At 74.3% G+C, this 23,571-nt stretch carries 29 protein-coding genes; 13 read left to right on the top strand and 16 right to left on the bottom strand.

Going from position 1 to position 23,571, the window contains the following annotated elements:
• Nucleotides 1–717: MMPL family transporter (locus Q7T67_RS06185; protein ID WP_304787080.1), on the top strand; the 717-nt coding region annotated here is incomplete at its 5' end.
• Here Q7T67_RS06185 and Q7T67_RS06180 read toward each other — a convergent pair.
• A complete protein-coding gene (locus Q7T67_RS06180) occupies nt 695–1,321 on the bottom strand; it encodes a TetR/AcrR family transcriptional regulator (RefSeq protein WP_304787078.1) in 627 nt (208 codons plus the stop codon). The genes Q7T67_RS06185 and Q7T67_RS06180 overlap by 23 nt on opposite strands.
• 146 nt (nt 1,322–1,467) lie before the next feature.
• Between Q7T67_RS06180 and Q7T67_RS06175 the strand changes: the two genes are divergently transcribed.
• Nucleotides 1,468–3,666: an MMPL family transporter gene (locus Q7T67_RS06175; protein WP_304787075.1), complete on the top strand. Its 2,199-nt coding sequence runs from the start codon at nt 1,468–1,470 to the stop codon at nt 3,664–3,666.
• Nucleotides 3,667–3,733: 67 nt separating this feature from the next.
• Here Q7T67_RS06175 and Q7T67_RS06170 read toward each other — a convergent pair whose 3' ends face one another.
• Nucleotides 3,734–4,780 carry a Gfo/Idh/MocA family oxidoreductase gene (locus tag Q7T67_RS06170; protein ID WP_304787073.1) on the bottom strand — a complete coding sequence of 349 codons (1,047 nt, stop codon included), beginning with the start codon at nt 4,778–4,780 and terminating at the stop codon, nt 3,734–3,736.
• A gap of 93 nt (nt 4,781–4,873) precedes the next feature.
• On the opposite strand from Q7T67_RS06170, the gene Q7T67_RS06165 reads away from it, so the two are divergent.
• Nucleotides 4,874–5,290: a DoxX family protein gene (locus Q7T67_RS06165; protein ID WP_304787072.1), complete on the top strand. Its 417-nt coding sequence runs from the start codon at nt 4,874–4,876 to the stop codon at nt 5,288–5,290.
• A 78-nt stretch (nt 5,291–5,368) separates the two neighbouring features.
• Here Q7T67_RS06165 and Q7T67_RS06160 read toward each other — a convergent pair whose 3' ends face one another.
• The 6 genes from Q7T67_RS06160 to Q7T67_RS06135 form a co-directional block, all read right to left on the bottom strand.
• Nucleotides 5,369–5,617: a hypothetical protein gene (locus tag Q7T67_RS06160; protein ID WP_304787069.1), complete on the bottom strand. Its 249-nt coding sequence runs from the start codon at nt 5,615–5,617 to the stop codon at nt 5,369–5,371.
• Nucleotides 5,614–6,219 (bottom strand): hypothetical protein, encoded by a 606-nt coding sequence (locus Q7T67_RS06155; protein ID WP_304787067.1) that lies wholly within the window; start codon nt 6,217–6,219, stop codon nt 5,614–5,616. Before Q7T67_RS06155 ends, Q7T67_RS06160 begins: the two co-directional genes overlap by 4 nt.
• Nucleotides 6,220–6,804, bottom strand: coding sequence for a DUF6286 domain-containing protein (locus tag Q7T67_RS06150; RefSeq protein ID WP_304787065.1), 585 nt, complete (start codon nt 6,802–6,804; stop codon nt 6,220–6,222).
• A complete protein-coding gene (locus Q7T67_RS06145) occupies nt 6,801–7,178 on the bottom strand; it encodes a hypothetical protein (RefSeq protein WP_304787063.1) in 378 nt (125 codons plus the stop codon). Before Q7T67_RS06145 ends, Q7T67_RS06150 begins: the two co-directional genes overlap by 4 nt.
• 2 nt (nt 7,179–7,180) lie before the next feature.
• On the bottom strand, nt 7,181–7,642 hold the full coding sequence (locus Q7T67_RS06140) for an Asp23/Gls24 family envelope stress response protein (protein WP_304787061.1): 462 nt from the start codon (nt 7,640–7,642) through the stop codon (nt 7,181–7,183).
• Between the two features lie 201 nt (nt 7,643–7,843).
• Nucleotides 7,844–8,374 (bottom strand): Asp23/Gls24 family envelope stress response protein, encoded by a 531-nt coding sequence (locus Q7T67_RS06135; protein WP_304787059.1) that lies wholly within the window; start codon nt 8,372–8,374, stop codon nt 7,844–7,846.
• Nucleotides 8,375–8,527: 153 nt separating this feature from the next.
• Between Q7T67_RS06135 and Q7T67_RS06130 the strand changes: the two genes are divergently transcribed.
• The gene (locus Q7T67_RS06130; protein ID WP_304787057.1) at nt 8,528–9,148 is read left to right on the top strand and encodes a TetR/AcrR family transcriptional regulator; all 621 of its coding nucleotides are present in this window, start codon (nt 8,528–8,530) and stop codon (nt 9,146–9,148) included.
• 21 nt (nt 9,149–9,169) lie between these two features.
• Here the strand turns inward: Q7T67_RS06130 and Q7T67_RS06125 are convergent, their stop codons facing one another.
• Complete coding sequence (locus Q7T67_RS06125) at nt 9,170–9,400, bottom strand: hypothetical protein (RefSeq protein WP_304787055.1); 231 nt, start codon at nt 9,398–9,400, stop codon at nt 9,170–9,172.
• 72 nt (nt 9,401–9,472) lie between these two features.
• Here Q7T67_RS06125 and Q7T67_RS06120 point away from each other — a divergent pair, with 72 nt between their 5' ends.
• Nucleotides 9,473–9,928, top strand: a complete 456-nt coding sequence (locus Q7T67_RS06120) for a hypothetical protein (RefSeq protein WP_304787053.1) — start codon at nt 9,473–9,475, stop codon at nt 9,926–9,928.
• Between the two features lie 4 nt (nt 9,929–9,932).
• Here the strand turns inward: Q7T67_RS06120 and Q7T67_RS06115 are convergent, their stop codons facing one another.
• On the bottom strand, nt 9,933–10,331 hold the full coding sequence (locus tag Q7T67_RS06115; RefSeq protein WP_304787051.1) for a nuclear transport factor 2 family protein: 399 nt from the start codon (nt 10,329–10,331) through the stop codon (nt 9,933–9,935).
• Nucleotides 10,332–10,356: 25 nt separating this feature from the next.
• On the opposite strand from Q7T67_RS06115, the gene Q7T67_RS06110 reads away from it, so the two are divergent.
• Together Q7T67_RS06110 and Q7T67_RS06105 are read left to right on the top strand one after the other, a co-directional pair.
• Nucleotides 10,357–11,259 carry an alpha/beta hydrolase fold domain-containing protein gene (locus Q7T67_RS06110; RefSeq protein ID WP_304787049.1) on the top strand — a complete coding sequence of 301 codons (903 nt, stop codon included), beginning with the start codon at nt 10,357–10,359 and terminating at the stop codon, nt 11,257–11,259.
• Between the two features lie 314 nt (nt 11,260–11,573).
• The gene (locus Q7T67_RS06105; RefSeq protein WP_304787047.1) at nt 11,574–14,291 is read left to right on the top strand and encodes a glycosyltransferase family 2 protein; all 2,718 of its coding nucleotides are present in this window, start codon (nt 11,574–11,576) and stop codon (nt 14,289–14,291) included.
• 29 nt (nt 14,292–14,320) lie between these two features.
• Here the strand turns inward: Q7T67_RS06105 and Q7T67_RS06100 are convergent, their stop codons facing one another.
• The 5 genes from Q7T67_RS06100 to Q7T67_RS06080 all read right to left on the bottom strand — a co-directional run bounded on the left by Q7T67_RS06100 (nt 14,321) and on the right by Q7T67_RS06080 (nt 18,915).
• Nucleotides 14,321–15,703 carry a hypothetical protein gene (locus tag Q7T67_RS06100; RefSeq protein WP_304787045.1) on the bottom strand — a complete coding sequence of 461 codons (1,383 nt, stop codon included), beginning with the start codon at nt 15,701–15,703 and terminating at the stop codon, nt 14,321–14,323.
• Between the two features lie 159 nt (nt 15,704–15,862).
• The gene (locus Q7T67_RS06095; protein ID WP_304787043.1) at nt 15,863–16,492 is read right to left on the bottom strand and encodes a TetR/AcrR family transcriptional regulator; all 630 of its coding nucleotides are present in this window, start codon (nt 16,490–16,492) and stop codon (nt 15,863–15,865) included.
• A gap of 70 nt (nt 16,493–16,562) precedes the next feature.
• Nucleotides 16,563–17,216, bottom strand: a complete 654-nt coding sequence (locus tag Q7T67_RS06090) for a methylated-DNA--[protein]-cysteine S-methyltransferase (RefSeq protein ID WP_304787041.1) — start codon at nt 17,214–17,216, stop codon at nt 16,563–16,565.
• A gap of 179 nt (nt 17,217–17,395) precedes the next feature.
• The gene (locus Q7T67_RS06085; RefSeq protein WP_304787039.1) at nt 17,396–17,980 is read right to left on the bottom strand and encodes an Asp23/Gls24 family envelope stress response protein; all 585 of its coding nucleotides are present in this window, start codon (nt 17,978–17,980) and stop codon (nt 17,396–17,398) included.
• Entirely contained in the window at nt 17,977–18,915 is a 939-nt protein-coding gene (locus tag Q7T67_RS06080; RefSeq protein WP_304787037.1) for a sigma-70 family RNA polymerase sigma factor, read from the bottom strand. Before Q7T67_RS06080 ends, Q7T67_RS06085 begins: the two co-directional genes overlap by 4 nt.
• A 39-nt stretch (nt 18,916–18,954) precedes the next feature.
• Between Q7T67_RS06080 and Q7T67_RS06075 the strand changes: the two genes are divergently transcribed.
• From Q7T67_RS06075 to Q7T67_RS06055, 5 genes are all read left to right on the top strand, one after another.
• A complete protein-coding gene (locus Q7T67_RS06075; protein ID WP_304787035.1) occupies nt 18,955–19,116 on the top strand; it encodes a CsbD family protein in 162 nt (53 codons plus the stop codon).
• 162 nt (nt 19,117–19,278) lie between these two features.
• The gene (locus Q7T67_RS06070) at nt 19,279–19,425 is read left to right on the top strand and encodes a hypothetical protein (RefSeq protein WP_304787032.1); all 147 of its coding nucleotides are present in this window, start codon (nt 19,279–19,281) and stop codon (nt 19,423–19,425) included.
• A complete protein-coding gene (aqpZ, locus tag Q7T67_RS06065) occupies nt 19,425–20,147 on the top strand; it encodes an aquaporin Z (RefSeq protein WP_304787030.1) in 723 nt (240 codons plus the stop codon). Before Q7T67_RS06070 ends, aqpZ begins: the two co-directional genes overlap by 1 nt.
• A 13-nt stretch (nt 20,148–20,160) precedes the next feature.
• Entirely contained in the window at nt 20,161–20,463 is a 303-nt protein-coding gene (locus Q7T67_RS06060) for a hypothetical protein (protein WP_304787028.1), read from the top strand.
• A 40-nt stretch (nt 20,464–20,503) separates the two neighbouring features.
• Entirely contained in the window at nt 20,504–20,833 is a 330-nt protein-coding gene (locus Q7T67_RS06055; protein WP_304787026.1) for a lipopolysaccharide assembly LapA domain-containing protein, read from the top strand.
• 80 nt (nt 20,834–20,913) lie between these two features.
• Here the strand turns inward: Q7T67_RS06055 and Q7T67_RS06050 are convergent, their stop codons facing one another.
• A complete protein-coding gene (locus Q7T67_RS06050) occupies nt 20,914–22,326 on the bottom strand; it encodes a cytochrome P450 (protein WP_304787024.1) in 1,413 nt (470 codons plus the stop codon).
• Nucleotides 22,327–22,550: 224 nt separating this feature from the next.
• On the opposite strand from Q7T67_RS06050, the gene Q7T67_RS06045 reads away from it, so the two are divergent.
• Complete coding sequence (locus Q7T67_RS06045) at nt 22,551–23,486, top strand: crotonase/enoyl-CoA hydratase family protein (RefSeq protein WP_304787020.1); 936 nt, start codon at nt 22,551–22,553, stop codon at nt 23,484–23,486.
• Nucleotides 23,487–23,571 lie beyond the last annotated feature (85 nt).

Here is a 23,571-nt window from a genome sequence, read left to right as displayed (position 1 = left end):
CGGCGCGGCGACGGCCTGGTCCAGGTCGACGCGCGGCTGCGGGACGCGCCGGGCAGCGACGCGGCGCTGCGCACGATCGAGGCGCTCCGCGACCGGCTGGGGTCCGCGCCGGGGGACCCACGGGTCGGCGGGCCGGACGCCTCGGACCTCGACGAGCAGGCGGCAGCCGCGGACGACCGGCGGCTGATCGTGCCGCTGGTGCTCGCCGTCGTGCTGCTCGTGTTGGTCGGGCTGTTGCGGTCGATCGTCGCGGCGGTGCTGCTGGCGCTGACCAACGTCGTCAGCTGGGCGGCGGCGCTGGGCGCGGCCACCTGGGCCTTCGAGCACCTCTTCGGCTTCCCGGGGGTCGACCTGCCGGTGCCGCTCCTGAGCTTCCTGTTCCTCGTGGCCCTCGGCGTCGACTACAACATCTTCCTGATCACCCGGGCCCGGGAGGAGGCGGCGACGTCGTCGACGCGCCGGTCCGTCGTGACGGCCCTGGCGAGCACCGGCGGGGTGATCACGAGCGCCGGCGTGCTGCTCGCCGCGGTCTTCGCGGTGCTCGGGGTCCTGCCGATCATCACGCTGACCCAGCTGGGGATCGTCGTGGGCTTCGGGATCCTGCTGGACACCCTGCTGGTGCGGACCGTGCTCGTCCCGGCGCTCGTGACGCTGGTCGGGCCGCGCTTCTGGTGGCCGGCCGATCCGCGCGCGGCTACGCGACCGAGCTCGCGGTGACGGCGGAGAGGGTTGCCCGCAGGAGCGCGACGCCCTCGCGGAGGAGCGCCTCGCCGTCCTGCGGGTCGTCCTGGCGAGCCATCGAGCCGAGGGTCCAGAGGAAGCCCATGGTGGCGCCCGCGAAGACCTGCGGGCCCATGTCGCCGGGCGAGCCGTCCGTGTCGCGCGCCACGACGCGCGACACCTCGGACTGCAGCTGGTCCCAGAGCTGACGCTCGCGGGCGCGGAGCTCGGGGTCGTGCTCGATGGCCGAGCGGCGGAGGCGGGCGATCTCGGGATCGGGCGCGGGGTGGTGCTCGATCTCCTCGGTGAGCCACGCCTCGAGGCGGTCGACGATGGAGCCCGATCCCTCGCGCATCTGCGCCGTGGCGCGATCGATGGCGTCCCCGGTCTTCTCGAAGAGGATCTCGTCCTTCGTCGGGAACCACGTCGACACGGTCCGCGGCGCGACGTCCGCCCGTTCGGCGATCCGCGGGATCGTCGCGGCCGCGTAGCCACCCTCGAGCGTGAGCTCCACCGTCGCCCGGACGATGGCGCGACGGGTGCGGCGGTTCTTGCGCTCGCGCAGTCCGAGCTCCTGTTCTGCGGCGTCGGGGGAGGGCATGTGCAGACCATAGCGATCTTGCAAGTCGATGTGGAGTTGCATGATCATGCGACTTTGCGCTACCTTGCGTCTCGCTCCGGGCCGGCGCCGCCCCCACGGCGGCCGGCGCGCTCCCCGAACACCCCACACACGACGCGGACCCTCCAATGGCTCACCTCCTCCACCGGCTCGGCGCGTTCTCCGCCCGACGTCGCCGAACCGTCCTCACGGGCTGGCTCGTCTTCTTCGTCGTCCTCGGCGGCCTGACCGTCGCCTTCAAGGGCACGTTCACGACCGAGTTCAAGATCCCCGGCACCGAGTCGCAGAACGCGGCCGAGCTCGTCTCGGAGCGGATCCCCGGCACCAACCCCAACAACGCCTCCGGCACCGTCGTCTTCGCCGCGAAGAGCGGCCAGAAGGTCACCTCGGGTGAGCGGAAGGCCGCGATCGAGGAGAGCGTCGCCGCCCTGGCGAAGGTCCCGAAGGTCGCGTCGGCCGGCGACCCGTACGAGACGAAGGCCGTCTCGGAGGACGGGCGGATCGCCTACAGCTCCGTCGCCTTCGCGGCCAACCCCCAGGACATCACGGAGGAGGAGACCGCCGCGATCGAACGGGCCACGGAGGCCGCCACGAAGGCCGGCCTGCAGGTCGAGTACGGCGGCAGCGCGGCGGCGGTCGAGGCGGAGGCGCCGATCGGCGAGATCGTCGGCATCGCCGTGGCGCTCGTCGTTCTGGCGATCACGTTCGGGTCGCTCCTGGCCGCCGGCCTGCCGATCCTCACGGGCGTCCTCGGCGTCGGCGTCGGTGCCCTGGGCATCACCCTGGCGTCGGGATTCACCGACCTGGCGGACACGTCGATCACGATCGCGGCGATGCTCGGCCTGGCGGTCGGCATCGACTACACGCTGTTCATCCTCTCCCGCCACCGGACCCAGGTCGCCGACGGGATGGAGATCGAGGCGTCGATCGCCAAGGCCGTGGGCACCGCGGGCAGCGCGGTCGTCTTCGCCGGCGCCACCGTGATCATCGCGCTCGTCGGCCTGACCGTCACGGGCGTGCCGTTCCTCGCCCAGATGGGCCTGGGTGCGGCGTTCACGATCCTCTTCGCGGTCCTGCTGAGCCTCACGATGACCCCGGCGCTCCTGGCGTTCGCGGGGCACCGGGCGGTGAAGGGCAAGACCTTCACGGAGGACGCGCACGACGAGACCTCGGACGCCAGGCCGACGATGGGCGCCCGCTGGATCGCCTTCGTCGTCCGCCGTCGGGTCGCCGCGATCGCGGTCGTCGGCCTGGCGCTCGTGGCCCTGGCGATCCCGGCGCTGAACATGCGCCTGGGCCTGCCGGGCGACGGCGACAAGGGCCCCGCGACGACCGAGCGCAAGGCCTACGACCTGCTCTCCGACGGCTTCGGCCCCGGCTTCAACGGGCCGCTCACGGTCGTCGCCGACCTGCAGGGCGTGCAGGATCCGCAGGCGGTCGCGGCCGCGACGGCGAAGGACCTGGGCGGCCTGGACGACGTCGCCACCGCGGCGCCGCCGGTGCTGAGCCCGAAGAAGGACCTCGCGATCATCCAGCTGACCCCGTCGAGCGGGCCGAGCGCGACGGCGACGGAGGACCTCGTGCAGGACATCCGCGGCGAGGCCGGCGCGATCGAGCGGGACAGCGGGGCGAAGGTCGCGGTCACCGGGCAGACCGCGACGAACATCGACATCTCGCAGCGGATGAGCGACTCGCTGATCCCGTACCTGGCGGTCGTCGTCGGCCTGGCGCTCGTGCTGCTGCTGATCGCCTTCCGGTCGATCCTCGTGCCGCTCACGGCGATCGCGGGCTTCCTGCTGACGATCGTGGCGTCGTTCGGCGTGGTGACGCTGATCTTCCAGGAGGGCGTCGGCGCGAGCCTGATCGGCGTGTCGCAGACCGGTCCCCTGGTGTCGCTGCTGCCGATCCTGATCATCGGCGTGATCTTCGGGCTGGCGATGGACTATCAGGTGTTCCTGGTGTCCCGGATGCGCGAGGAGCACGCCCACGGCGCCAGCGCCCAGGACGCGGTCCGCGACGGGTTCCGGCACAGCGCCCGCGTCGTCACGGCCGCCGGGCTGATCATGATCTCCGTCTTCGCGGGGTTCATCCTGCCGACGGACCCGATCGTCAAGTCGATCGGCGTGGCGTTCGCGACCGGCATCCTCATCGACGCGTTCCTCGTGCGGATGACGCTGATCCCGGCGCTGATGTCGGTGATGGGCGAGCGGGCCTGGTGGATGCCGCGGTGGCTGGAGCGCATCGTCCCGAACGTCGACATCGAGGGCACGTCGCTCGAGAAGGGCCCGAAAGCGGTCGGACCGGCGTCGCCGGTGGCGGGCGACTGAGGCTCGGGGCGGGTCGCGGTCGCCCGGCTGGGCGCGGCCTGACGTGGCACCCCGGACCGACCGGGGCCTACGCCCCGGCCGGCCGCCGCACCTCGCCGGACGCCGCGCTCTCGCGCGCGGCCTGCAGGACGAGGGCCGTGCCGACGGCGTCCCGGGCCTCCACCGGGACGGGACCGGTGCCCCGGACGGCGGCGGCGAACGCGGGGTAGAACGTGTCCCACCGCCCGCGCTGCAGCGGGACGGGACGGGCGCCGTCGGCCGTCGTCAGGGTCCCCGCCGACGACTCGGTGCCCCAGTCGTCGCCGAGCGTGGCGGGCGTGTCGCCCGCCACGAGCCGGTCCTCCTGGGTGTCGCCGGCCTCGACGACGAGGGTCCCCTCGGTCCCCGTCACCCGGAACCGTGGACCGGGCGCGAACTGCTCCCACCCGCCCCACAGGTGCGACCGCGCACCGCCCTCGTGGGTCAGGGCGACGAAGACGTCGTCGTCGAGGCCCGAGTCGCGCTCGCGCAGCTCGGCGTAGACGGAGAGGACCGGCCCCAGCAGCACGAGTGCCTGGTCGACGAGGTGGGCCCCGAAGTCCAGCAGCGTGCCGCCGCCCGCGACCCCGGGGCCGTCCCCCGGCGCGTGACGTTCGAAGCGCGACTCCAGACGCCGGATCGTCCCGAGCGCCCCGTCGTCCGCCAGCGCACGGACGGTGCGGAAGTCCGAGTCCCAGCGGCGGTTCTGGTACGGGCTCAGCGGCAGTCCGAGCGACGCGGCGAGCTCGGTGCTCGTCCGGGCGGCGGTCGGCTCCACGGCGAACGGCTTGTCGCAGACGACCGCCAGGCCCAGGCGCAGCGCCTCGTCCGTGAGCGCCGAGTGCGAGTCCGCCGGGGTCGAGATCGCGACGGCCTCGACCCCGGCCTCGACGAGATCGACGAGCGAGCCGACGGTCGCGGTGCCCGGCAGCTCCCGGGCGACCTGCGCCCGCCGGTCCGGCGAGGAGGTCACGACCCCGACGAGCTCGCACTCCGGCGACGACGCGATCAGGGGCGCGTGGAAGACACGTCCACCGAAGCCGTAGCCGAGGAGACCGAAGCGGACCGGCGCGGACGGGGCGGGGGGATGGGGCATCCGGCGCAGCCTACGGCCCGGCTCTCTCGATTAAGCGGACCCCGGTCCGTTTCGTGCTACGTTGTCCGTGCAACCACAACGAAAGGCGTCCCCATGGACATCGTCTTCCTCGTCGGCCGCGTCCTGCTGGCCCTCGTCTTCCTCCTCTCGGCCGTCGGCCACCTCACCCAGAGCAAGGGCATGGCGCAATACGCGCAGTCCAAGGGCGTCCCGGCCGCCGAGGCCGGCGTCATCGCCTCGGGCGTCGTCTTCGCGCTCGGCGGCCTCGGCCTCGTCCTCGGGGTCTGGACCGACGTCGCAGCGCTCCTGATCGCGCTGACCCTGATCCCGGTCTCGTTCGTGATGCACGCGTTCTGGAAGGAGTCCGATCCGGCGGCCAAGCAGGCCGAGCAGATCAACTTCAACAAGAACCTCGCGCTCATCGGCGGGCTGCTGGTCGTCTTCTACCTCGTCAACCAGACCCAGGACATCCCCGCCGGCATCACCGGCCCGCTGTTCGGACGCTGGTAGCCGCTCGCCCGGGCGACGGGCGACGGCAGGCGGACCGGTGCGCGACGCGCACCGGTCCGGGTGCAGCTCGCGACCCGTTCAGGACACGCGGCCGGAGGGCTTCGACTCGCCCTCCGGTGCCGCGGCGCGCGCGAAGCCGGAGCGGGCCGCCTCGGCGCGCTCCTGCAGCTCGGAGACGGTGAGGTCCCCGCGGTAGAGGCCGTACCCGACGTGGAAGGCGAGCGCGCCGATCAGGCAGGCGACGGCGATCCAGAAGCCCTGACCGAAGGCGACGGCGATGGACGCGAAGCCCAGGGCGGCGGGCAGGATGGGGCGGGGAGTGGTCATCGGAGGTCCCGGGTGGAAGGGGCGGTGAAGCGGGTCACGACGACCCGCACGGTCTGCTTCGGGGTGCCCGTGTCCTGCAGGGCGGCGCGGACGCGCTGCTGGGCGCCGCGCAGGGTCTCGGCGATCTCGTCCGCGCCACGGGCGTGGATCGTGACCGTCAGCTCGTCCTCGCCGAGCCGCGCGCGGACCGCGTGGACGGCGGCACCGCGGCCGGCGGCGATCTCGGCCGCGCGCTCGATCGCACGCGGGTTCACCGTCACGGTGCCGAGCTCGTCGTCCGTCAGCACCTCGTCGGTGCGCGCCAGGTGCGGCGTGATCCGCTGCGCCCAGCCGAGACGCAGGAGCACGAGGAAGACGACCACGCCGGCGACGGCGATGACGACGGCGGTGGTGTCGTCCCAGCCGGTCGGGCCGACGGCGGCGAGCTCGTCGTAGACGGTCCGCCAGCCGGTGTAGGTCTGGACGTCCGCCGGGGCGACGCCGGCCGCGAGCAGGACGACGACCGCGCCGCCCCAGATCAGGGCCAGGCCAACGACGACCATGAGCTTCTGCCCGAGGGTGGTGAGGATCCCGTGGGGGACCCCGAGGCGCTGGCGGGGCATCTACTCGGTCCTCGCGCGGCGGCTGGATCCGACGGAGCTCTGGACCTTCGTCCTCAGCCCGAAGGCGTCGGAGATCGGGGCCATCCGCTCGGTGTAGGTCGCGTCGATCGCCTTCGCGTCGCCACGCGGGGTGCGGGTCGCCCGGACGCGGACGGTGCCCCCGACCTTGCGGCGGCGCGGCTTCAGCCGGACCGAGACGCCGGTGACGCCCCGGACCCGTCCCGTGCGGGACTGCAGGGCGCCGCGCAGCGCACGGCGCCGGATGCCGAGGTCCGGGTCGCCGTCCTTCAGGTGCAGCTCGCGGTCGCGGGTGGGGGCCAGCGCGGCGATCAGCACGATCAGCCCGACCAGGATCGCGCCGACGCCGGCGAGGACGACGACGGTCTCGCCGCGGGGTGCGGTCTCTTGCAGGAAGGTCCCGACCTCGGCCCACGCGTCGGTGAGCCGCGTGCTGTCGGCGAGGCTGCGGGCGCTGGACTCGCCGGCGATCGCGGCGACCGCGAACGCCAGGGCGACGAGGCCGAGCAGCGGCAGCACGATCAGCGCGAGCAGGCGGTTCAGGCCGCGGGAGAGGTGGACGATCATGCGCCGCTTCCGTCGTCGATGTCGGTGATGGCGATCCGGATCTCGCCGAGGTGCTCCTCGAGCCCGGCCCGCGCCGCGGCGGCGCGGACCTCGGCGCGGACGTCGTCGGCGAGCACGTGCAGGTCGGTCAGACGCGCCCGGACGTGGATCGCGACGCCGTAGGTGCCGGGGTCGCCGTCGGCGATGACGACGACGCCGGGGAGGCGCTCGCCACCGACGTGGGTGCAGTACCGGTCGCCCGGCCCGCGATCCAGGCCGGCCACGCCGGCGCACGTGCTCGTGGCGTCGACGGCGACGCGGGCCAGCCGGATGCGGGGCGTCTCCCGTCGCCGGTCGGCGACGGGAGACCCGTCCTGGGAGGGGGTCTGCGTCACCGCTACTGGACCCGCGCGGAGTCGTCGCCGTCGTTGTCGTCGTCGCCGGCGAAGTAGAGGTCGGTGACGTTGATGTTGACCTCCGTCACGCTCAGGCCGGTGATGCCCTCGATGCGCTTGACGACGTTCTGACGGACGGCCTCGGTGACCTGCGGGATGCTCTCGCCGTACTCGATGACGACCTTCAGGTCGACGGCGGCCTCGCGGGTGCCGACCTCGACCGAGACGCCCTGGCTGAGCTGGTCGCCCAGGCCGACCTTGGCCGTGACGGTGCCGACCGCGCGCGCCGCGCCGCCGCCGAGGTCGTGGATGCCGGGGACCTCGCGGGTGGCCAGGCCGGCGACCTTCGAGACGACGCCCTCGGCGATCGTGGTGTTGCCCGTGTCGGTGACCAGCGGGCCGTCGTTCGTCACGTCGGCGCCCTTGGTGGTGGTGACGGACGAACCGGTCTGCGTGGTGGCCATGTCGTGCTCCTGGGTCGATTCCGCCCCGGGTCTCTCCGGGGCACTGTCCGTTGGACCGGAGCGGGCCGAGAAAGTTCCGCAGGAAACCACATGGGTTCCCGGAGGCCGCGACGGCCGGGGTGGCGGGAAGGGCCGCGGGAGCTCTGCGGGCGGGCCGTCGTGCGGCGGACGGGCGGTCGTCGGGCGGCGGGGCCTGCGGCCTCAGACGACGTCGTCGACGGTCACGTCGACCGCGGTCACCCGCACGCCCGAGGACCGGGCGACGGCGTGCGTCACGGCCTCCCGCAGCTGCGTCGCCAGGTCGGGCAGCGACCGGTCCAGCTCGGCGGTCACGTGCAGGTCGAGCGTGATCCCCGCGTCGCGGTGCACGACGACGGCCGAGGCCTGGTGCACGCCCTGCACGGCGAGGGCCGCGAGCCGCGCGAGCCGGCAGACGACCGCCTCCGCCACGGAGTCGCGCCCGCCGGGGGCGGCCGCGACCACGATGCTGCGGCCCCCGCCGCGCAGGCCCGCTACCAGCCGTCCGGAGAGGTCGCGGGGGACCCGGACCGGCTCCGCGGCCAGCTCGCGCAGCGCGCCCGAGTCGGCCCGCAGCCGCGCCAGGGCGTCCTGGCAGTACGGGCAGGAGGCCTGGTGCTCGGGGTCGGCCGGGGGCAGCTCCTCGGTGACCTGCTCCACGAGGGCGAGCAGGTCGCGGCCGCACTCCAGCGTGGGAGCCGGGGGCCGGGTCACCGGGGACCCCACGGCGGGCGAGGTCGGGTCGGACGGGTCGGTGGGGTGGTGGGCGGCGATGGGGCGGGGGCGGCGGAGCGTCGGCCATCGAGCATACGAAGTGCCGGTCGGGAGGTCGGCCGCCCGGGGTGGACCGGGCACTACCCTTGCGGGATGCCGTCGGTCGCGCGTCGAGGAAAGAACGGCAGAGCCCGGCGCGGCACGGTCGAGCAGCACGTCTTCGAGGCGGTCGAGCGGCTCCTGGCGGGCGGCGAGACGTACACGGCCCTGGGGATCCAGCGGATCGCCGACGAGGCCGGCATCGCCCGCTCCAGCTTCTACCTGAACTTCGCCGACAAGTCCGACCTGCTGATCCGCCTGGCCGACGCGGCGACGGGCGACCTGTTCGGCGTCGCGGAGGAGCGGCTCTCGAGCCCGGAGGCGCTGACCCCCGAGGCGCTGCGCGAGACGTTCCTGTCGGTCGTGGCGGAGTACCGGCGCAACGCTTCCGCCCTGGGGGCGCTGAACGAGGTCGCGGCCTACGACGCGGGGGTGGCCTCGTTCTGGCGGGTGCGGGTCGAGGCCTTCGGCGACGCCCTGCGCGACCGCCTGCGGCTCGACCTCGCCGCCGGCCGCGTCGCACCGGACCTCGACGTCGACTTCACGGCGCACTGGATCGTCTGGGGCTCCGAGCGCTCGGTCGCCCAGCACGTCGCCGCCGGCGCGACGGACGACGACCGGCTCGCCACCGCGGTCGCCCGCTCCGTGTGGTGGACCATGTACGGCGGCGCCTGAGCCCGGCGCCACCGTCCCTGCTCAGGCGCTCGCGGCCTCGTCGTCCTCGGCCTGATCGTCCTCGGCCTGACCGTCGGCGGTCTCGTCGTCCTCGGCCTGATCGTCCCCGGCCGCGTGGTCGCCGGCGTCGTCCGCGCCCTCGGCCCCCCGACGGGCGCGGTTCTTCGAGATCTCCATCGCGATGCCGGCGGTCCACGGGACGAGGATCCAGACCCCGCCGATCAGCAGCAGACGGCGCTTGATGCCCTTCATGCCCGGGGTTCTATCCGGTCGGGAGCGCGCCGTCCACGCGGGGGCCCGTCGCCGGTGGCCTACAGTCGGACGATGGCCTCCGCTCCGCTGCAGGCACTCGGGCCCGTCGTCGTCGGCGGCGCGGGCCTGTGCGTCCTGGGGGTGCTGGCCGTCGGGACCGTCCGCCGGCGCATCGTCGCGGTGGGCGCCACCGTCGTGCTGCTGGCCGCCTCGTCGGCGGGGCTGTACCTGGCGTTCGCCGCGGCGGTGCGGGCGTGGGACGAGCACCCGGGGAGCGCGTGGGTGGGGACGATCCTGCTCGGCGCGGCGCTCGGGCTGGCCACGCTCGTCTACCGCGCCGCCCACGCGAGGCGATCGCCCCCCGGTCCCGAGGACGAGGGCGACGGGGACGGCGGCGGAGGGCAGCGACGGAGTCCGACGCCGCCGCGCCTGCCCCCGTCCGGCGGACCCGCCGAGCCGGCGGCGCCGTGGGACGAGTTCGACGCGATCCGCTCGACGTGGGACCGCGTGCCGGCCGGGCGCAGCTGAGCGGTCAGCCGGCGTCCCCGGCCAGCTCCTGCTTGATCAGCTCGAACTGCTCGGCCATCGCGATCGACACGGCCTTCGACGCGGAGGCGGGACGGACCATGACGACGAACTCGTCGATCAGCCCGTCCTCGTCGAGGTGCAGGAAGTCGCAGCCGTGGACCTCGCGCTCCCCGATCCGGGTGCGGAACACGAGGGCGACGTCGCGGCCGTCCTCGCTGCGCATCTCGCGCTCGTAGCCGAAGTCCTCGAAGACGCGGAACGCGCCGCGGAGGATCGCGGCGACGAGCTCGCGGCCCTCGTAGGGCTGGAACGCCACCGGGCTGCGGAACGTCACCCCGGGCGCCAGCAGCGCGGGGAACGCCTCCGGGTCGTGGGCCTCTACGGCTGCGCGGAAGGAGGTCATCGGGTCACCGGGAACCAGCCTAGTGATGCCCAGTCCCTCCACCAGGCTGATCGCCGCCGTCTTCCGCGCGACCGGTCGCAACCGCACGTTCATCAGCGCCGACGCCGCCCGGGCGCACGTCCGGGAGCGCGCGGTGCGCCCCGTCGCGTTCGCGCCACCCGCTCGCCTGCGGCGGGACGTGGCGGTCCACGTGACGCGCGACGCGGGGCGGCCGGTCTACGTGCTGAGGCCGCGTGGCAGCGCCCCGGCGGGCGGCCTGGTCTACGCGCACGGCGGGGGATGGGTCAACGAGATCGCCTCGCAGCACTGGCACCTGGCGGCGCAGATCGCGGCCGAGGCGGGCGTCGCGGTGACGGTCCCGATCTATCCCCTCGTGCCGTTCGGGACCGCCGCCGAGGTCGTGCCGTGGGTCGCCGACCTCGTCGCGCGGGACGAGGCGACGTACGGGCGGTCGCTCGTCGGCGGGGACTCCGCCGGCGGCCAGATCGCGCTGTCCGCCGCGATGCTCCTGCGGGACCGCGACGGCATCCGGCCGGCCCTCACCCTGCTGATCTCCCCGGCGCTGGACCTGACGTTCTCCAACCCCGAGATCGAGGTCGTGCAGCCCACCGACCCGTGGCTCGGCGTGCCCGGCGGCCGGGTGCTCGCCGAGCACTGGCGGGGCGGGCTGCCGCTGGAGGACCCGCTCGTCAGTCCGCTCCTGGGCGACCTCGCCGGCCTGGGGCCGCTCAGCGTCCACACCGGGACGCGCGACGTGATGAACCCCGACGCGCGGCTGCTCGTGGCGGCCGCCCGCGCGCTGGGCGTCGACGTCGCGTCCCACGAGGAGCAGGGGCTCCTCCACGTCTACCCGCTGCTGCCGACCCCCGAGGGCCGCGCGTCCCGCCGGGTGCTGGTGGACGAAGTACGCGCCGCCGTCGGGGCCTGAGCGCCGACGAGGGCCGCGGGCCGATCCGGCTCGACCATCCGGCCGCGGCGGCGGTCGACGTATAGGGGCGCCGGCAGACGAATCACGGCGTGGACACCTGGGCATCTGGTGTCCACACTGGGTCCCCCGTTCGGGGGTCCCCCTTCCGGAGTCTCATGCCGCCGTCCGCCGCCCCGTCCGCCCCGCCCCACCCTGCCCTCGGCCCCCGTCTCGACGCGACGCCCATCGCACCCCGTTCCACGGCGGGCGGTCTGCCTCGTTCACCGGCCGCGTCGTCCGTCCCGGCTCCGGGGGCCCTTCGGCGAGGAGCCGCGGTGTCCGTGGCGTTGCTGCGTCCCGACACGCGGATCGCGCTCGCTCAGCTCACCTGCGCCTGGGCGGTCGCGGCCCTGCTCTTCGTCAGCTGGTGGGTGGCCCAGCCCACCGCCGGCCTGTCCGCCGGCTGGATCGTCTCGAGCGTCGTGCTCGCCATGTACGTGCTGGTCCTGCCGGTCTGGCTGTTCTTCTTCGTCAACCGCGCCCGGAGGCCGCACCCCGGTCTTCGGCTGCCGGCGGACACGCGGCTGGCGATGGTCGTCACCAAAGCGCCCTCGGAGCCCTGGCCGATGGTGCGGGACACCCTGCGGGCGATGCTCGCCCAGGACATCGGCATGCCCTACCACGTGTGGCTCGCCGACGAGGATCCCGATCCACGGGTCGTCGCCTGGTGCGACGAGCGCGGCGTCGGCGTCTGCACCAGACGCGACGCCGGCCCCGACTACCACCGCGACACCTGGCCGCGCCGCAAGCGCTGCAAGGAAGGCAACCTCGCGTTCTTCTACGACACCGTCGGCTACGACCGCTACGACGTCGTCGCGCAGCTCGACGCCGACCACGTGCCGGACCGCGACTACCTGCGACGGATCACCGCGCCGTTCGCCAAGCGCGACGTGGGGTACGTCGCGGCCCCCAGCATCTGCGACCTGAACGCGGAGCAGTCGTGGGCGGCGCGCGGGCGGCTGCACGAGGAGGCGATGCTCCACGGCGTCATGCACGCCGGCGCCGGTGGGGGCTACGCGCCGTCCTGCATCGGCTCGCACTACGCCGTGCGCACGAGCGCGGTCCGCAGCATCGGCGGGCTCGGCCCCGATCTGGCCGAGGACTTCTCGACGACGCTGCTGCTGAGCGCCGCGGGCTGGGACGGGGCGTTCGCGATCGACGCGATCGCCCACGGTCGCGGGCCCGACACCGTCGCGGACTGCCTGACCCAGGAGCTCCAGTGGTCGCGGAGCATGACGACGCTGCTCCTGACCATCGGCCCAGGCGCGTGGCGGCGCCTCGACCCACGGCGCCGTGCACGGCTCGGCTTCTGCCTGCTCTGGTACCCGCTGGTCTCCGCGGTCTTCGTCGTCGCCCATCTCATGCCGTTGTGGGCGCTGGTCGGCGGCGGGCCACTCGTGCGGGTCGACCTGTGGACGTACCTGCTGCACATGGCCCTGATCGAGATGAGCCTGCTCGGGGCGGTGCTGGTGGTGCGCTCGGCGGGCGCACTGCGCCCGCACGACGCACCGGCGATCTCCTGGGAGATGATCCTCTACCGCCTCGTCCGCTGGCCGTGGAACGTCCTCGGCGTGCTCACCGCGCTCTACGTGGTGCTGACGCGCCGCACGGTGGAGTGGAAGGTGACGCCCAAGGGCATCGACGCGCAGGGCCGGGCGCTCGATCTGCGCGTCCTCGTCTTCCCGCTGGTCGTCGTCGCGGTCTTCACGGTCCCGGTCCTGCTCGTCCCGGACCCCTCGGCCGCGGGCGGGTACTTCCTCTTCTCCATCGTCGGAGCGTGCACCTACGCCGCGGTCGCGGCGGCCCTGGTCGTCCTGCACGCGCGGGAGAACCCCCGAGCGGTCGGGATGACCATCGGGGACCGTCGGCTGCTGTCCTCCGGGCCGGTGGCCACGGCGACCGTCGCGCTCGTCGCCGTCCTCGTGGTGCTGCAGGGGCCCACGAGCGTGCGCAGCGCGGTCCCCGAGCCGGTCGTGGCCCCGGTGGGGGCCGGGGGTCCGGCACCGCAGCACCGGCTCGGCGTGTCGGTCGGCCTGCTGTCGCAGAACGAGGCGCAGCCCCTGCGGCCGGGGATGCTCGACGAGATCACGTCGTTCGCCCGTGCGGCCGGGGCCGAACCGGGCGTGATCACGTGGTTCAGCGACTGGGTCCAGCCGCCGCCGCGGATGGACCGGCTGCGCGCCGTCGACGCCCTGGGTGCCGTGCCCGAGATCACCTGGGAGCCGCGGGACCACCGCGCCCCGCGCGATCAGAAGCGCTTCCGGATGGAGCGGATCGCACGGGGCGACTTCGACGCGTACGCGAACGCCTGGGCCCGCCGCCTGGCCGCGTACGGCCGGCCGGTGGTCCTGCGCTTCGCCCACGAGATGAACCACCACGCCTATCCGTGGGGAACGGCCGAGGGCACGCGGCCAGGCACGTACGTCACGGCGTGGCGCCACCTGCGCTCGGTGTTCGCGAAGGCCGGGGCGACGAACGTGCGATGGGACTGGAGTCCGACGGCGTCGAACCTCGACTGGCGGTACTACCCCGGCGACGACGTCGTCGACATCATCGGGCTGACCGGCTTCAACGGCGGGTCGGACCTCGACTGGAACGGATGGCGCAGCCCGGGCGAGATGTTCGGCCGCGCGTTGCGGCAGATCGCAGAGCGCGCGCCCGGCAAGCCCGTCGAGATCAGCGAGGTCTCGAGCTCGCCCAACGGTGGCAACCGGCCGGCCTGGATCGAGCGGCTGTTCGTCCTGGCGCGCCGGTGGCCGCAGGTGCGGACGATCTCCTGGTTCAACATCGACAAGCAGGCGCAGTGGCGCCTGGTCCCCGACAGTCCGGAGAGCGTCGCGTTCCGTGAGGGTCTCGCCTCGTGGCCGGTCCGGGTGCCCCGGTGCGGGACGGGTCGGCCGTTCGGCGGGGTGCTGCACCGCGACCCGGTCGACTGCCGCCCCGCCCCCCAGGGCGAGGCGGCGTTCGTGGCGGTCCGGGCCGGGGCGCGGTAGTCGGTGGCGGGGCGCGGTGCCGGTCCCGACTACCGGCCGGTGGCGGCGACGAGGTCGCGGAACGCCCCGAACGCGGGCTTGCGCGAGTAGTCATCGCGCAGCAGGCCGTAGCCGTTCTCGACCTGGCCGCTGCCGGTGTTGGCGTCACGCATCGCGAACCAGCGCAGGTCGGTCACGCCGTAGGCGGCGCGGACGCTGCTGACCGCTTCGACGATCGAGCGCAGCACGACGGTCTGGGTCGCCTCGGTGCGGCCCGGGGCCGTCGGGTAGCCCGTCTCGGCGACGGTGATCGTCGTCGCGGCCCCGAGACCGGCGGTGGGCAGGTGCTTCTCGCGCAGGCAGCGCAGGGTGCTCGTCATCGTGTCGGCGACGGCCGCGGCGGTCGGCGTGACCGAGCGCGACGGCGCGGACCACGTCCCCGGGTAGACGTCGACCCCGACCCAGTCCACGGCGGCGGAGAACGCGGTGCCGCCGGCGGCCCGCAGATCGCTCCAGAAGCGGGTGGTGGTGCAGGGCGAGCCGTCCGCGGCCCAGTTGAAGCCGATGCCGACGTCGGTCCGACCGTTGGCCCGGACCACGTCGCGGGCGGCGGGGATGGCGCGGGCGATCTGCTCGACGGCACCGGCGTAGGCGCCGTCGGCGGCCGCTGCGGAGGCCGTGTTGTTCGCCTCGTTGCCGATCTGGATCGCGACGGTGCCGCGGAGCGCGGCCAGGCGGGCGGCGACGGAGCGCACCCACGGGACGAAGCCGACCCCGAGCAGCGCGGTGGTCGGGCGGTAGCGCAGCACGACCTCGACGCCGACCCCGTGGTCGGACCACCAGGCCGCGTCGCTCATCAGGTGATCGGCCTCGCCGAGGTTCGTGCCGGTGTACTCGCCGTAGAGGTGGACGACGAACTCGCGGCCGCCCTGCAGCTCCTTGACCGCGGCCATCGCGCGTGCCGGGTCGTCGGGCTTCGAGCCGTCCACGCGGTCGATCGCCCCGACGGCGCCCCACGGGTAGGCGCCGAAGCGCAGCGGCTGCCCGGCCTCACCCATGGGCGAGGAGATCGGCGTCCGCGACGCGGCGGCGGCGGACGCGGCAGCTGCCTCGCGGCGGCGCTTCGCTCGGGCCCGGGCACGGGCCCGGGCCCGAGCGCGGGCCTTCGCCCGAGCTCTCGCCTTCGCCCGGGCCTTCGCCCTCGCCCGGGCCTTCGTCCTCGCCGTCGTCCGGGCGGTCGTTGCGCGCCGCGCCGACGCCGAGCGCGGGGCCGCGGCGCCCGGTCCGGTCGTGGTCGCGGCGCTCGTCGTCCAGGAGGTCGGCTGCCCGGACGACGCGTCGGTCCCGCCGCGGGTCCCCCAGCTCGCGCCCAGCAGCACGACGAGGACCGCGAGCACCACCGTCGGGAGCGGGAACGTCGATCGCCGGACCATGACCATCTCCTCGGACGGGACGTGGTTCGGGCGGCGCGGAGGGACGGATCCCGGACGGGCGTCCGAGCGGGAACGGCCCGGTGCGGGGCCGCCCCGCCCGCGGGGCGACCCGGCCCGGGTCGTCCGGCCGGCTGGCCGGAGACGCCCGGACCTCCGGCGTCAGTCGCCCGCCGGTGCGCCCTGCGACGCGTCGCCCATCGCCGCGACCAGGGTGCTCGACAGCAGGGTCGCGAGCTCCTCCGGCGTGGCCTCCGGGACGTCGATGGCGAGGATCCCGTCGCGGGCGAGGGTCGCGAGGCCGTGCACCGTGCTCCAGCAGAGCAGCGCCAGGGCCCGGGGCTCGGCGCCGCCGCCCCAACCGCCGGCGACGGCGTCCTCCACGGCGTCGTGCAGGACCCGGAACGGACGGGCCCGGCTGGCGGCCAGGCCGGGGTCGTCGAGGTTCGAGAGCTCGGGGCGCGTCAGGATCGCGAACAGGGCACCGCGCTCGAGGGCGAAGCGCACGTACGCGACGCCGACGCCGGTCAGCCGGGCCGGTGCGTCGTCGCCCGGGACGCCGTCGTGACCGGCCTGCAGCGCCTCGGCGAGCGCGTCGTACCCGGTCTGCGCGACCGCGGTGAACAGTCCGGCGCGGTCGCGGAAGATGTGGCCCGGCGTCTGGTGCGAGACGCCCGCCCGCCGGGCGATCGCCCGCAGGCTGAGCGCGGCGAGCCCGACCTCGGCGATCTCGTCCTCCGCGGCCCGCAGGAGCTGCGCGCGGAGGTCACGGGGAGCAGGGGGCGCCGCCATCCGGCCATGATCGCGGCTCGGCGGGACGGGGGCGTCGGCCACCCGTCGAGGCGGAGGCGCGACGCCCCCGTCAGGCCGCCTGCTCGAGGGCGAGGAGCCGCTCCTTGGCCGCGACGCCGCCCCGGTACTGGCCGAGCCCGCCGTCCGTGCGCAGCACCCGGTGGCACGGGACGAGGATCGGGACCGGGTTCCGCGCCAGCGCGGTGCCCGCGGCGCGGACGGCCCCGGGGCTGCCGGCGGCGGTCGCCACGCCGCGGTAGGTCGACGTCCCGCCGTAGGGGATGGCCGCGGTCGCGCGCAGGACCTCGCGACGGAAGGCGCGCGTGAGCGCCCAGTCGACCGGCACGTCGAACCCCCGGCGGTCACCCGCGAAGTACTCGTCCAGCTCGCGGCGGGCCGTCGTGAGCCCGGGGGTGCTCGTCCGCACGATCCGCGGCGAGACCTGGTCGGCGAGCTCCTGCAGGCCCAGGTCGTGGTCCTCCGCCGGGAGGAGCAGGCGGACGATCCCGCGACGGGTGGCCCCGATCCGCACCACGCCCAGCGGGGTCTCGTGGTCCTCGTACGCCACGTCGACGAGGCCGTCGACGGCGGCACGGGCCACGAGGCGGGCGCGGGCGGCGTCGAAGGCGGCGGCCGGCGGAGCGGGACGGAGGCGCAGCTCGGTCTCGACCCCGGACGGGCCGTCGGTCCCCGCGGCGGCGGGGTCGGGGGCATCGGTGCTCATGCGGGTGGGACGCGACCGGGACCCGATCCGTGAGATCGACCTCCGGTCGGCGTCTCCGGCTGCCGCCTGCCCGGGCGTCTTCGCCGCGGAGCCCCCGTCCCCGACACCGGCCCCGGGCACCGTCTCCGGCGTGGGGCCCCGGCGCGGTCCGGCCTCCCGGCCGCGACCGGCGCCCGGGGTCAGGTGCCGTCGTCGCGGGTGTCGGCGGCCGTGTCCTCGTCGAGGGTGACGTCGTCGACGGTCACGTCGATCCGCGTCACCTCGACCCCGACGAGCTCCCGGATCCGGGAGCTCACGCGGTCGCGCAACCGGAGCGCGAGATCGGGGAGCGACGGACCGAGGTCCGCCGTGACCCGCACGTCGAGGTCGACGCCGCCGTCCTGGCGGGACTCCGAGACCACCGAGACGTGCTGGACGGCCTCGACGCCCAGGGCCGCGCGGCGGGCGATCTGCGAGACGATGACCTCCGACACGGTGTCCCGTCCGCCGACGCCCGCCCCGATCAGGACGCTGTGGCGCTCGCGGCGCAGCTGCTCGAGGACACGGGCGGAGAGCCCGCGCGGGGTGCGCACCGCCTGGCCCGCGAGGTCGCGGAGCGCCTCGAAGGCCGCCTTCAGCCGGGCGATCGCCTCCTGGCAGAAGCTGCAGCGGGCCTGGTGCTCGGGGTCCGCGGGAGGCAGGCCCTCGGAGATCTGCTCGACGAGGGCGAGCAGGTCGCGGCCGCACTCGAGCGTGGGTGGGACGGGCTGCGCGACGGTGCTCATCGGAAGCCCGCCAGGTCGAGCGCGATCTGGGCCCTCGCGCGATGGATCCTGCCCTTGACCGCGGCGAGCGTGATCTGCAGGACCTCGGCGATCTCGTCGTAGGAGAGCCCTTCGAACTCGCGCAGCACGAGCGCGGCGCGCTGTTCCGCCGGCAGGCGGCCGATCGAGGCGGTCAGCGCCCCCATCTCCTCGTTCTGCTGGGCGAGGGCGACGGGGTCGCCGCGGTGGTCGCCCTCGCGGCTCTCGTCGAGCGCGTCGACGGGGCGGCGGGCGGCGATGACGTTCAGGCACCGGTTGGTGGTGATCCGGTACAGCCAGGTGCCGAACGAGCTGCCGCCGCGGAACCGGGGGAGCGCCCGCCAGGCCTGGAGGAACGCGTCCTGGGTCGCGTCCTCGGCCTCGGACGAGGAGCCCAGCATGCGCAGCGCGACGCGGAAGGCCGGCTGCTCGTGCCGGCGCAGGAGCTCGCCGAACGCGTCGAGGTCCCCGCGCTGCGCGGCGCGCACGAGGAACGACTCGTCGGCCGGCGGGGGCGAGCGGCGCACGGGGCGCGGCCGGGGCGGGGCGGCCCGTCCGCCCGAGGCGTCCGCCCGGGGGGCGTCGACGTCGGACGCGCCCGGCTCCTCGCGTGCGGCGCTCTCGTCGCCGGTGTCGGCCGCGTCGGGCCCGTCGGCCGCGTGGGGACCGTCGCCGACGCCGATCGCGTCGGACCCCGTCGGGTCCGTCGCGCCGTCCCGAGGGCGACCGTCCGCGGCGGACTCCGCGACGTCCGGGCCGTCCAGCCGGCCGCCGAGCGCCTCGTCCGGAACGCCGCCGACGACGGCCGTCCCCGGGGGTCGCGTCCCCACCGCCGGGCCGGCGGGCAGCAGGTCGACCAGCGCCTCGGGGCCCGGAGACGAAACTCGTGCGGAACTTTTTCGGGCCAGTGCGGTCAAACCGTGGAGTACGTACCCAAGACCATCGAAGGAGACGACATGACGGATTTCGCGGGCAAGGCCAAGGAGACCGCCGGCAAGGCGACCGGGGACGACGACCTCAAGCGCGAGGGCCAGGCCGACCAGGCCGTCGACAAGGTCAAGGAGACCGCCGAGAAGGTCACCGACAAGGTCAAGGACGTCCTCAGCCGCGACAAGTAGTCGCCGCGGGGAGCGAGCGGCGCGCGATCCCCCGGCGCGCCGCCCCCCGCCCAGGTCGCCCCACCCGGCGGCGACCTCCATCCCGTCGACCGCGGCGTGCTCCCCCGAGAGGAGCGCGCCGGCGGTCCGGTCCATGCACCCGACCCACCGGAGAGTCCTCCCGTGTTCAAGATCCTCGGCCGCATCACGTGGCAGGTCCTCAAGATCATCGCCCCGCCGCTGGCCCGCAAGCTGCAGCACAAGCTGACCGGCAACCACCCCGAGAAGCCGTCGAAGCTCGACCGCGTCAAGCGCCTGGGACGTCGCTGATGCGGCGCTACCTCGCCGAGCTGCTCGGCACGTTCGTCCTCGTCTTCGGGGGTGTCGGCACCGCCGTCCTCGCCTCGGAGAACGTCGGCTGCCTGGGCGTGGCCCTCGCCTTCGGCCTGTCGCTGCTGGTCATGGCCTACGCGATCGGGCCGATCTCGGGCTGCCACATCAACCCGGCCGTCACGTTCGGCATGCTGCTCTCCGGCCGGATCGCCCCGCGCGACGCCGCCGGCTACGTCGTCGGCCAGGTCGTCGGCGCGATCCTCGCCGCCGTCGCGATCGTCGTGATCGCCAAGGCCAAGCAGGGCGGCTACGACGTCGGGGCCGAGGGGCTCGGCGCCAACGGCTACGGCGCCCACTCGCCGGAGAAGTACGCGCTGGGCGGCGTGATCGTCGTCGAGGTGATCGGCACCGCGCTCCTCGTCTTCACCGTCCTCGCCGCGACCTCGAAGATCGCGCACACAGCGTTTGCAGGCCTTCCGATCGGGTTCGTGCTGACCCTGATCCACCTCGTCGCCATCCCCGTGTCGAACACCTCGGTGAACCCCGCCCGCAGCATCGGTCCCGCCCTCCTGGTCGGCGACTGGGCGCTCTCGCAGCTCTGGGTCTTCATCGTCGCGCCGCTCGCCGGTGCCGCCCTCGCGGCCCTGCTGCACCGCGCCATGTTCGACCACCTGGACGAGCGTCCCGTGTCGGCCCCCGACTCGGCCGTCGCCGCCTGACCCCCGGAGCACCATGAGCATCCTCCGCCGTACCCCCACCCGTCTCGTCGCCCGCCGTGCGGTGCCGTGGCTCCTCGTCGCCGACGTGGCCCGCGAGGGTCACCGGCACTGGACCGCGCAGCTGTCCGGCCGCGAGCGCCGGCGGTTGATCGAGCTGATCAAGCGCAGCGGTGGTCGGCCGAGCACGCTGACCGAGCGCGAGCGGCGGGAGCTGCAGCGCCTGGTGGCCCAGCTCGACCTGCGCACCTTCGCCCGCCACGCCGCGACGACCGCCGTGATCGGCCGGGCCAAGCACGGCCGCGGTCGCGGCCGCTGACGCCGACCCCTTCCGCAGTCCGACCCCACCCGAGAGACCCATGAGCACCCACACCGAGCCCGACCCCACCGACACGTCCGGCCCCCTCGCCGACGGTCCCCGCGACGACGTCCAGACGAAGCCCGGCGGCTCGCGGACGAACGCCGCGATGTGGTTCGCGATCCTCGGCGGCGTGATCCTGGCGATCCTGCTCGTCTTCGTCCTGCAGAACCTCGATCAGGTCCGGATCGAGTTCCTGGGCCTGAGCGGCGAGGTGCCCGTCGGGGTCGCCCTGCTGCTGGCCGCGATCGCCGGCGGCCTGATCGTCGCGATCGCCGCCGGTGCCCGCATCCTGCAGCTGCGCCGGCGCGCCACGGGCTGGAAGCGCTAGGTCCCGCGCCGCCGCGACCGGGCGCAGGCGCCCACCACCTCGGTCCTCGGCGCCGGGTCCTCCGACCCGGCGTCCGTCGTTCAGCGGGCCCGCAGCGTGATCGGCAGGCCGTCGGCCGGGAACGGGCCGGTGCCGTAGTCCATCGCCGGCTCGTAGCCGGCGGGCACGTCCCAGGTGTAGCCGAGCAGCAGCTGGTGCAGGATCGCCTTGACCTCGAGGCCGCCGAAGTGCATCCCGATGCACTTGTGGACGTTGCCGCCGAACGGCGTGAAGGCGAACTTGTGCGAGGTGTCCTCGCGCCGCTCCTCCGAGAACCGCTCGGGGTCGAAGCGGTCCGGGTCGCTCCACCACGGCTCCATGCGCATGCTCGGGTAGAGCCCGACCATCATGTTCGTGCCGGCCGGGACGAGCTGCCCGTTGATCTCGGTGTCCTTCGTCGCCTGACGGGCGATGTTGCCCACCGGCGAGTTCATCCGCAGCGTCTCCTTGAACGCGAGGTCCATGGAGGGGAGCGCGTCGAGGTCGTCGTGGTCGATGACGTCCTTGCCCAGCGCCTCGGACTCGGCGCGCAGGCGGTCCTGCCACTCGGGGTGCTTCGCCAGGTAGTACGCGAGCATCGAGAAGGTGATCGTGCTCGTGTCGTGCGCGGCCATCAGCACGAAGATCATGTGGTTGACGACGTCCTCGTCCGAGAACGTCTCGCCGTCGTCGCCCTCGGCGTGGCAGAGCACGCTGAAGAGGTCCTCGCCTTCACCGGCGCGCTTGGCGGGGATCTGGCCGCGGAAGTACTCCTGCAGCTCCCGGCGGCTCTGGAGGCCCTTGTGCCAGCGGCCGCCCGGGACGTCGCGGCGGACGACGGTCTGCCCGCCGTGCACGGTGTGGACGAACGCCTCGTTCAGCCGGTCGGCGTCCCGGCCCGGCTCCGCGCCGACGAAGACCTCGGTGGCGATGTCGAGGGTCAGCGTCTTCGTCGCCTCGAACAGCTCGAAGCCCTCCTGGGGACGCCACGACCGCATGCCGTGGGTGATCGCCCGGTTCATCGCGTCGAGGTACGAGACGAGGCGGTCGCGCTTGAACGCCGCCTGCATGATCCGCCGGTGGGCGCGGTGCTCGGCGAAGTCCATGAGCATGACGCCGCGGTCGAAGAACGGGCCGATGAAGTACCCCCAGCCCTCCTCGTTGGAGAACGCCTTGTCGCGGTTCTGCAGGACGGTCTCGATGTTGTCCGGGCCGAGCACGACGAGGAGCCTGGTGCCCAGCGCGTTGGTCCAGAAGACGGGACCGTGGCGCTCGTGGTTCTCCCGGCAGAACTCGAGGTTGCGCTGCATGAACGCGAGCGTGTTGCCGAACACCGGCAGTCCGGGCTCGCCCATGACGGGCGCCAGCTCGCTGCCGGGCGGCGGGTCGGCGAGCGCGACCGGCCCGCGGGACGGCAGACGGTCGACGACGGCGGTGGCGAGCTCTCGGGCACGGAGGTCGAGCGAGGCGGACATCTCAGGGCTCCTGTCGGTCGGACGGCGTCCTCCCGCGACGACGGGTCGCGATGATGGACGGTGTGTCCACTATAGGGCCGACCGTGTCGCGATGGGGAGATCCACTCGCCCTTGCCGTGTGAACCCGGATTCACAAGACTGGCGTCCATGAACCAGCAGCGATGCTCCGCCCACCGGTCCCAGGCCCTCCGCCTGCCTCCCGCGGTCGCCACGGGGCCCGTCCGATGAGCGCCCTGGAGACGATGTCCTACGTCGTCGACGGCCGGATCGCGCGGATCACGCTCGACCGGCCCGGACGCGGCAACGGGATCGTCCCGCGACTGATCGCGGAGCTCGTGGCCTGCGTCGAGCGCGCCGACCTGGATCCCGCGGTCCACGTGATCGTCCTCTCCGGTGCCGGCAAGGGCTTCTGCGGCGGGTACGACCTGGTGCACAGCGCCGAGGGCCGCGGGGTCGAGGACGCCGACGCGGACCCCGACGGGCCGTTCGCCCCGCCGCCCGTCGGCGCGCCGACCCATCCCTGGGCGATCGGTGCCAACCACGACCCCGCCGGCACCTGGGACCCGATGGTCGACTACGCGATGATGAGCCGCAACGCCCGCGGCTTCATGTCGCTGTTCCGGGCCGACAAGCCCGTGATCTGCAAGGTGCACGGGTTCTGCGTCGCCGGGGGCACGGACATGGCGCTCTGCTCGGACCTGCTGGTGATCGCGCAGGACGCGAAGATCGGCTACCCGCCGGCCCGGGTCTGGGGCTCGCCGACCACGTCGCTGTGGGCCTCGCGCGTCGGGGCCCAGCGCGCCAAGCGCCTGCTGTTCACCGGCGACTCGCTCTCGGGGGCGGAGGCGGTCGAGTGGGGCCTGGCGATCGAGGCGCCGACCGCGGAGGAGCTCGACGAGCGGACCGAGATCCTGGCGCAGCGCATCGCGCGGGTCCCCGTGAACCAGCTGATGATGATGAAGCTGCTGATCAACCAGGAGCTCTACGCGCAGGGCCTGCACACCACGCAGGTGCTCGGGACGGTCTTCGACGGCATCACGCGCCACACGCCCGAGGGCTACGGGTTCCAGGGCCGCGCCGCGGAGGTGGGGTTCAGGACGGCGGTGGCCGAGCGGGACGATCCGTTCGGCGACCGGGGCCCGAGCACGTTCAAGGGGTGATCGGCCGGGCGGCAGGGGGCGGTGCGGCGTCCCGCGGCCCCGCCTCCCGCCGGACCCTCACCTCGCGGCCCGCGGCCCGCGGCCC

The organism is Patulibacter sp. (genome assembly GCF_030655195.1).
Taxonomy (GTDB): Bacteria; Actinomycetota; Thermoleophilia; order Solirubrobacterales; family Solirubrobacteraceae; genus Patulibacter.
This window is presented reverse-complemented; position numbering and strand designations above follow the sequence as displayed.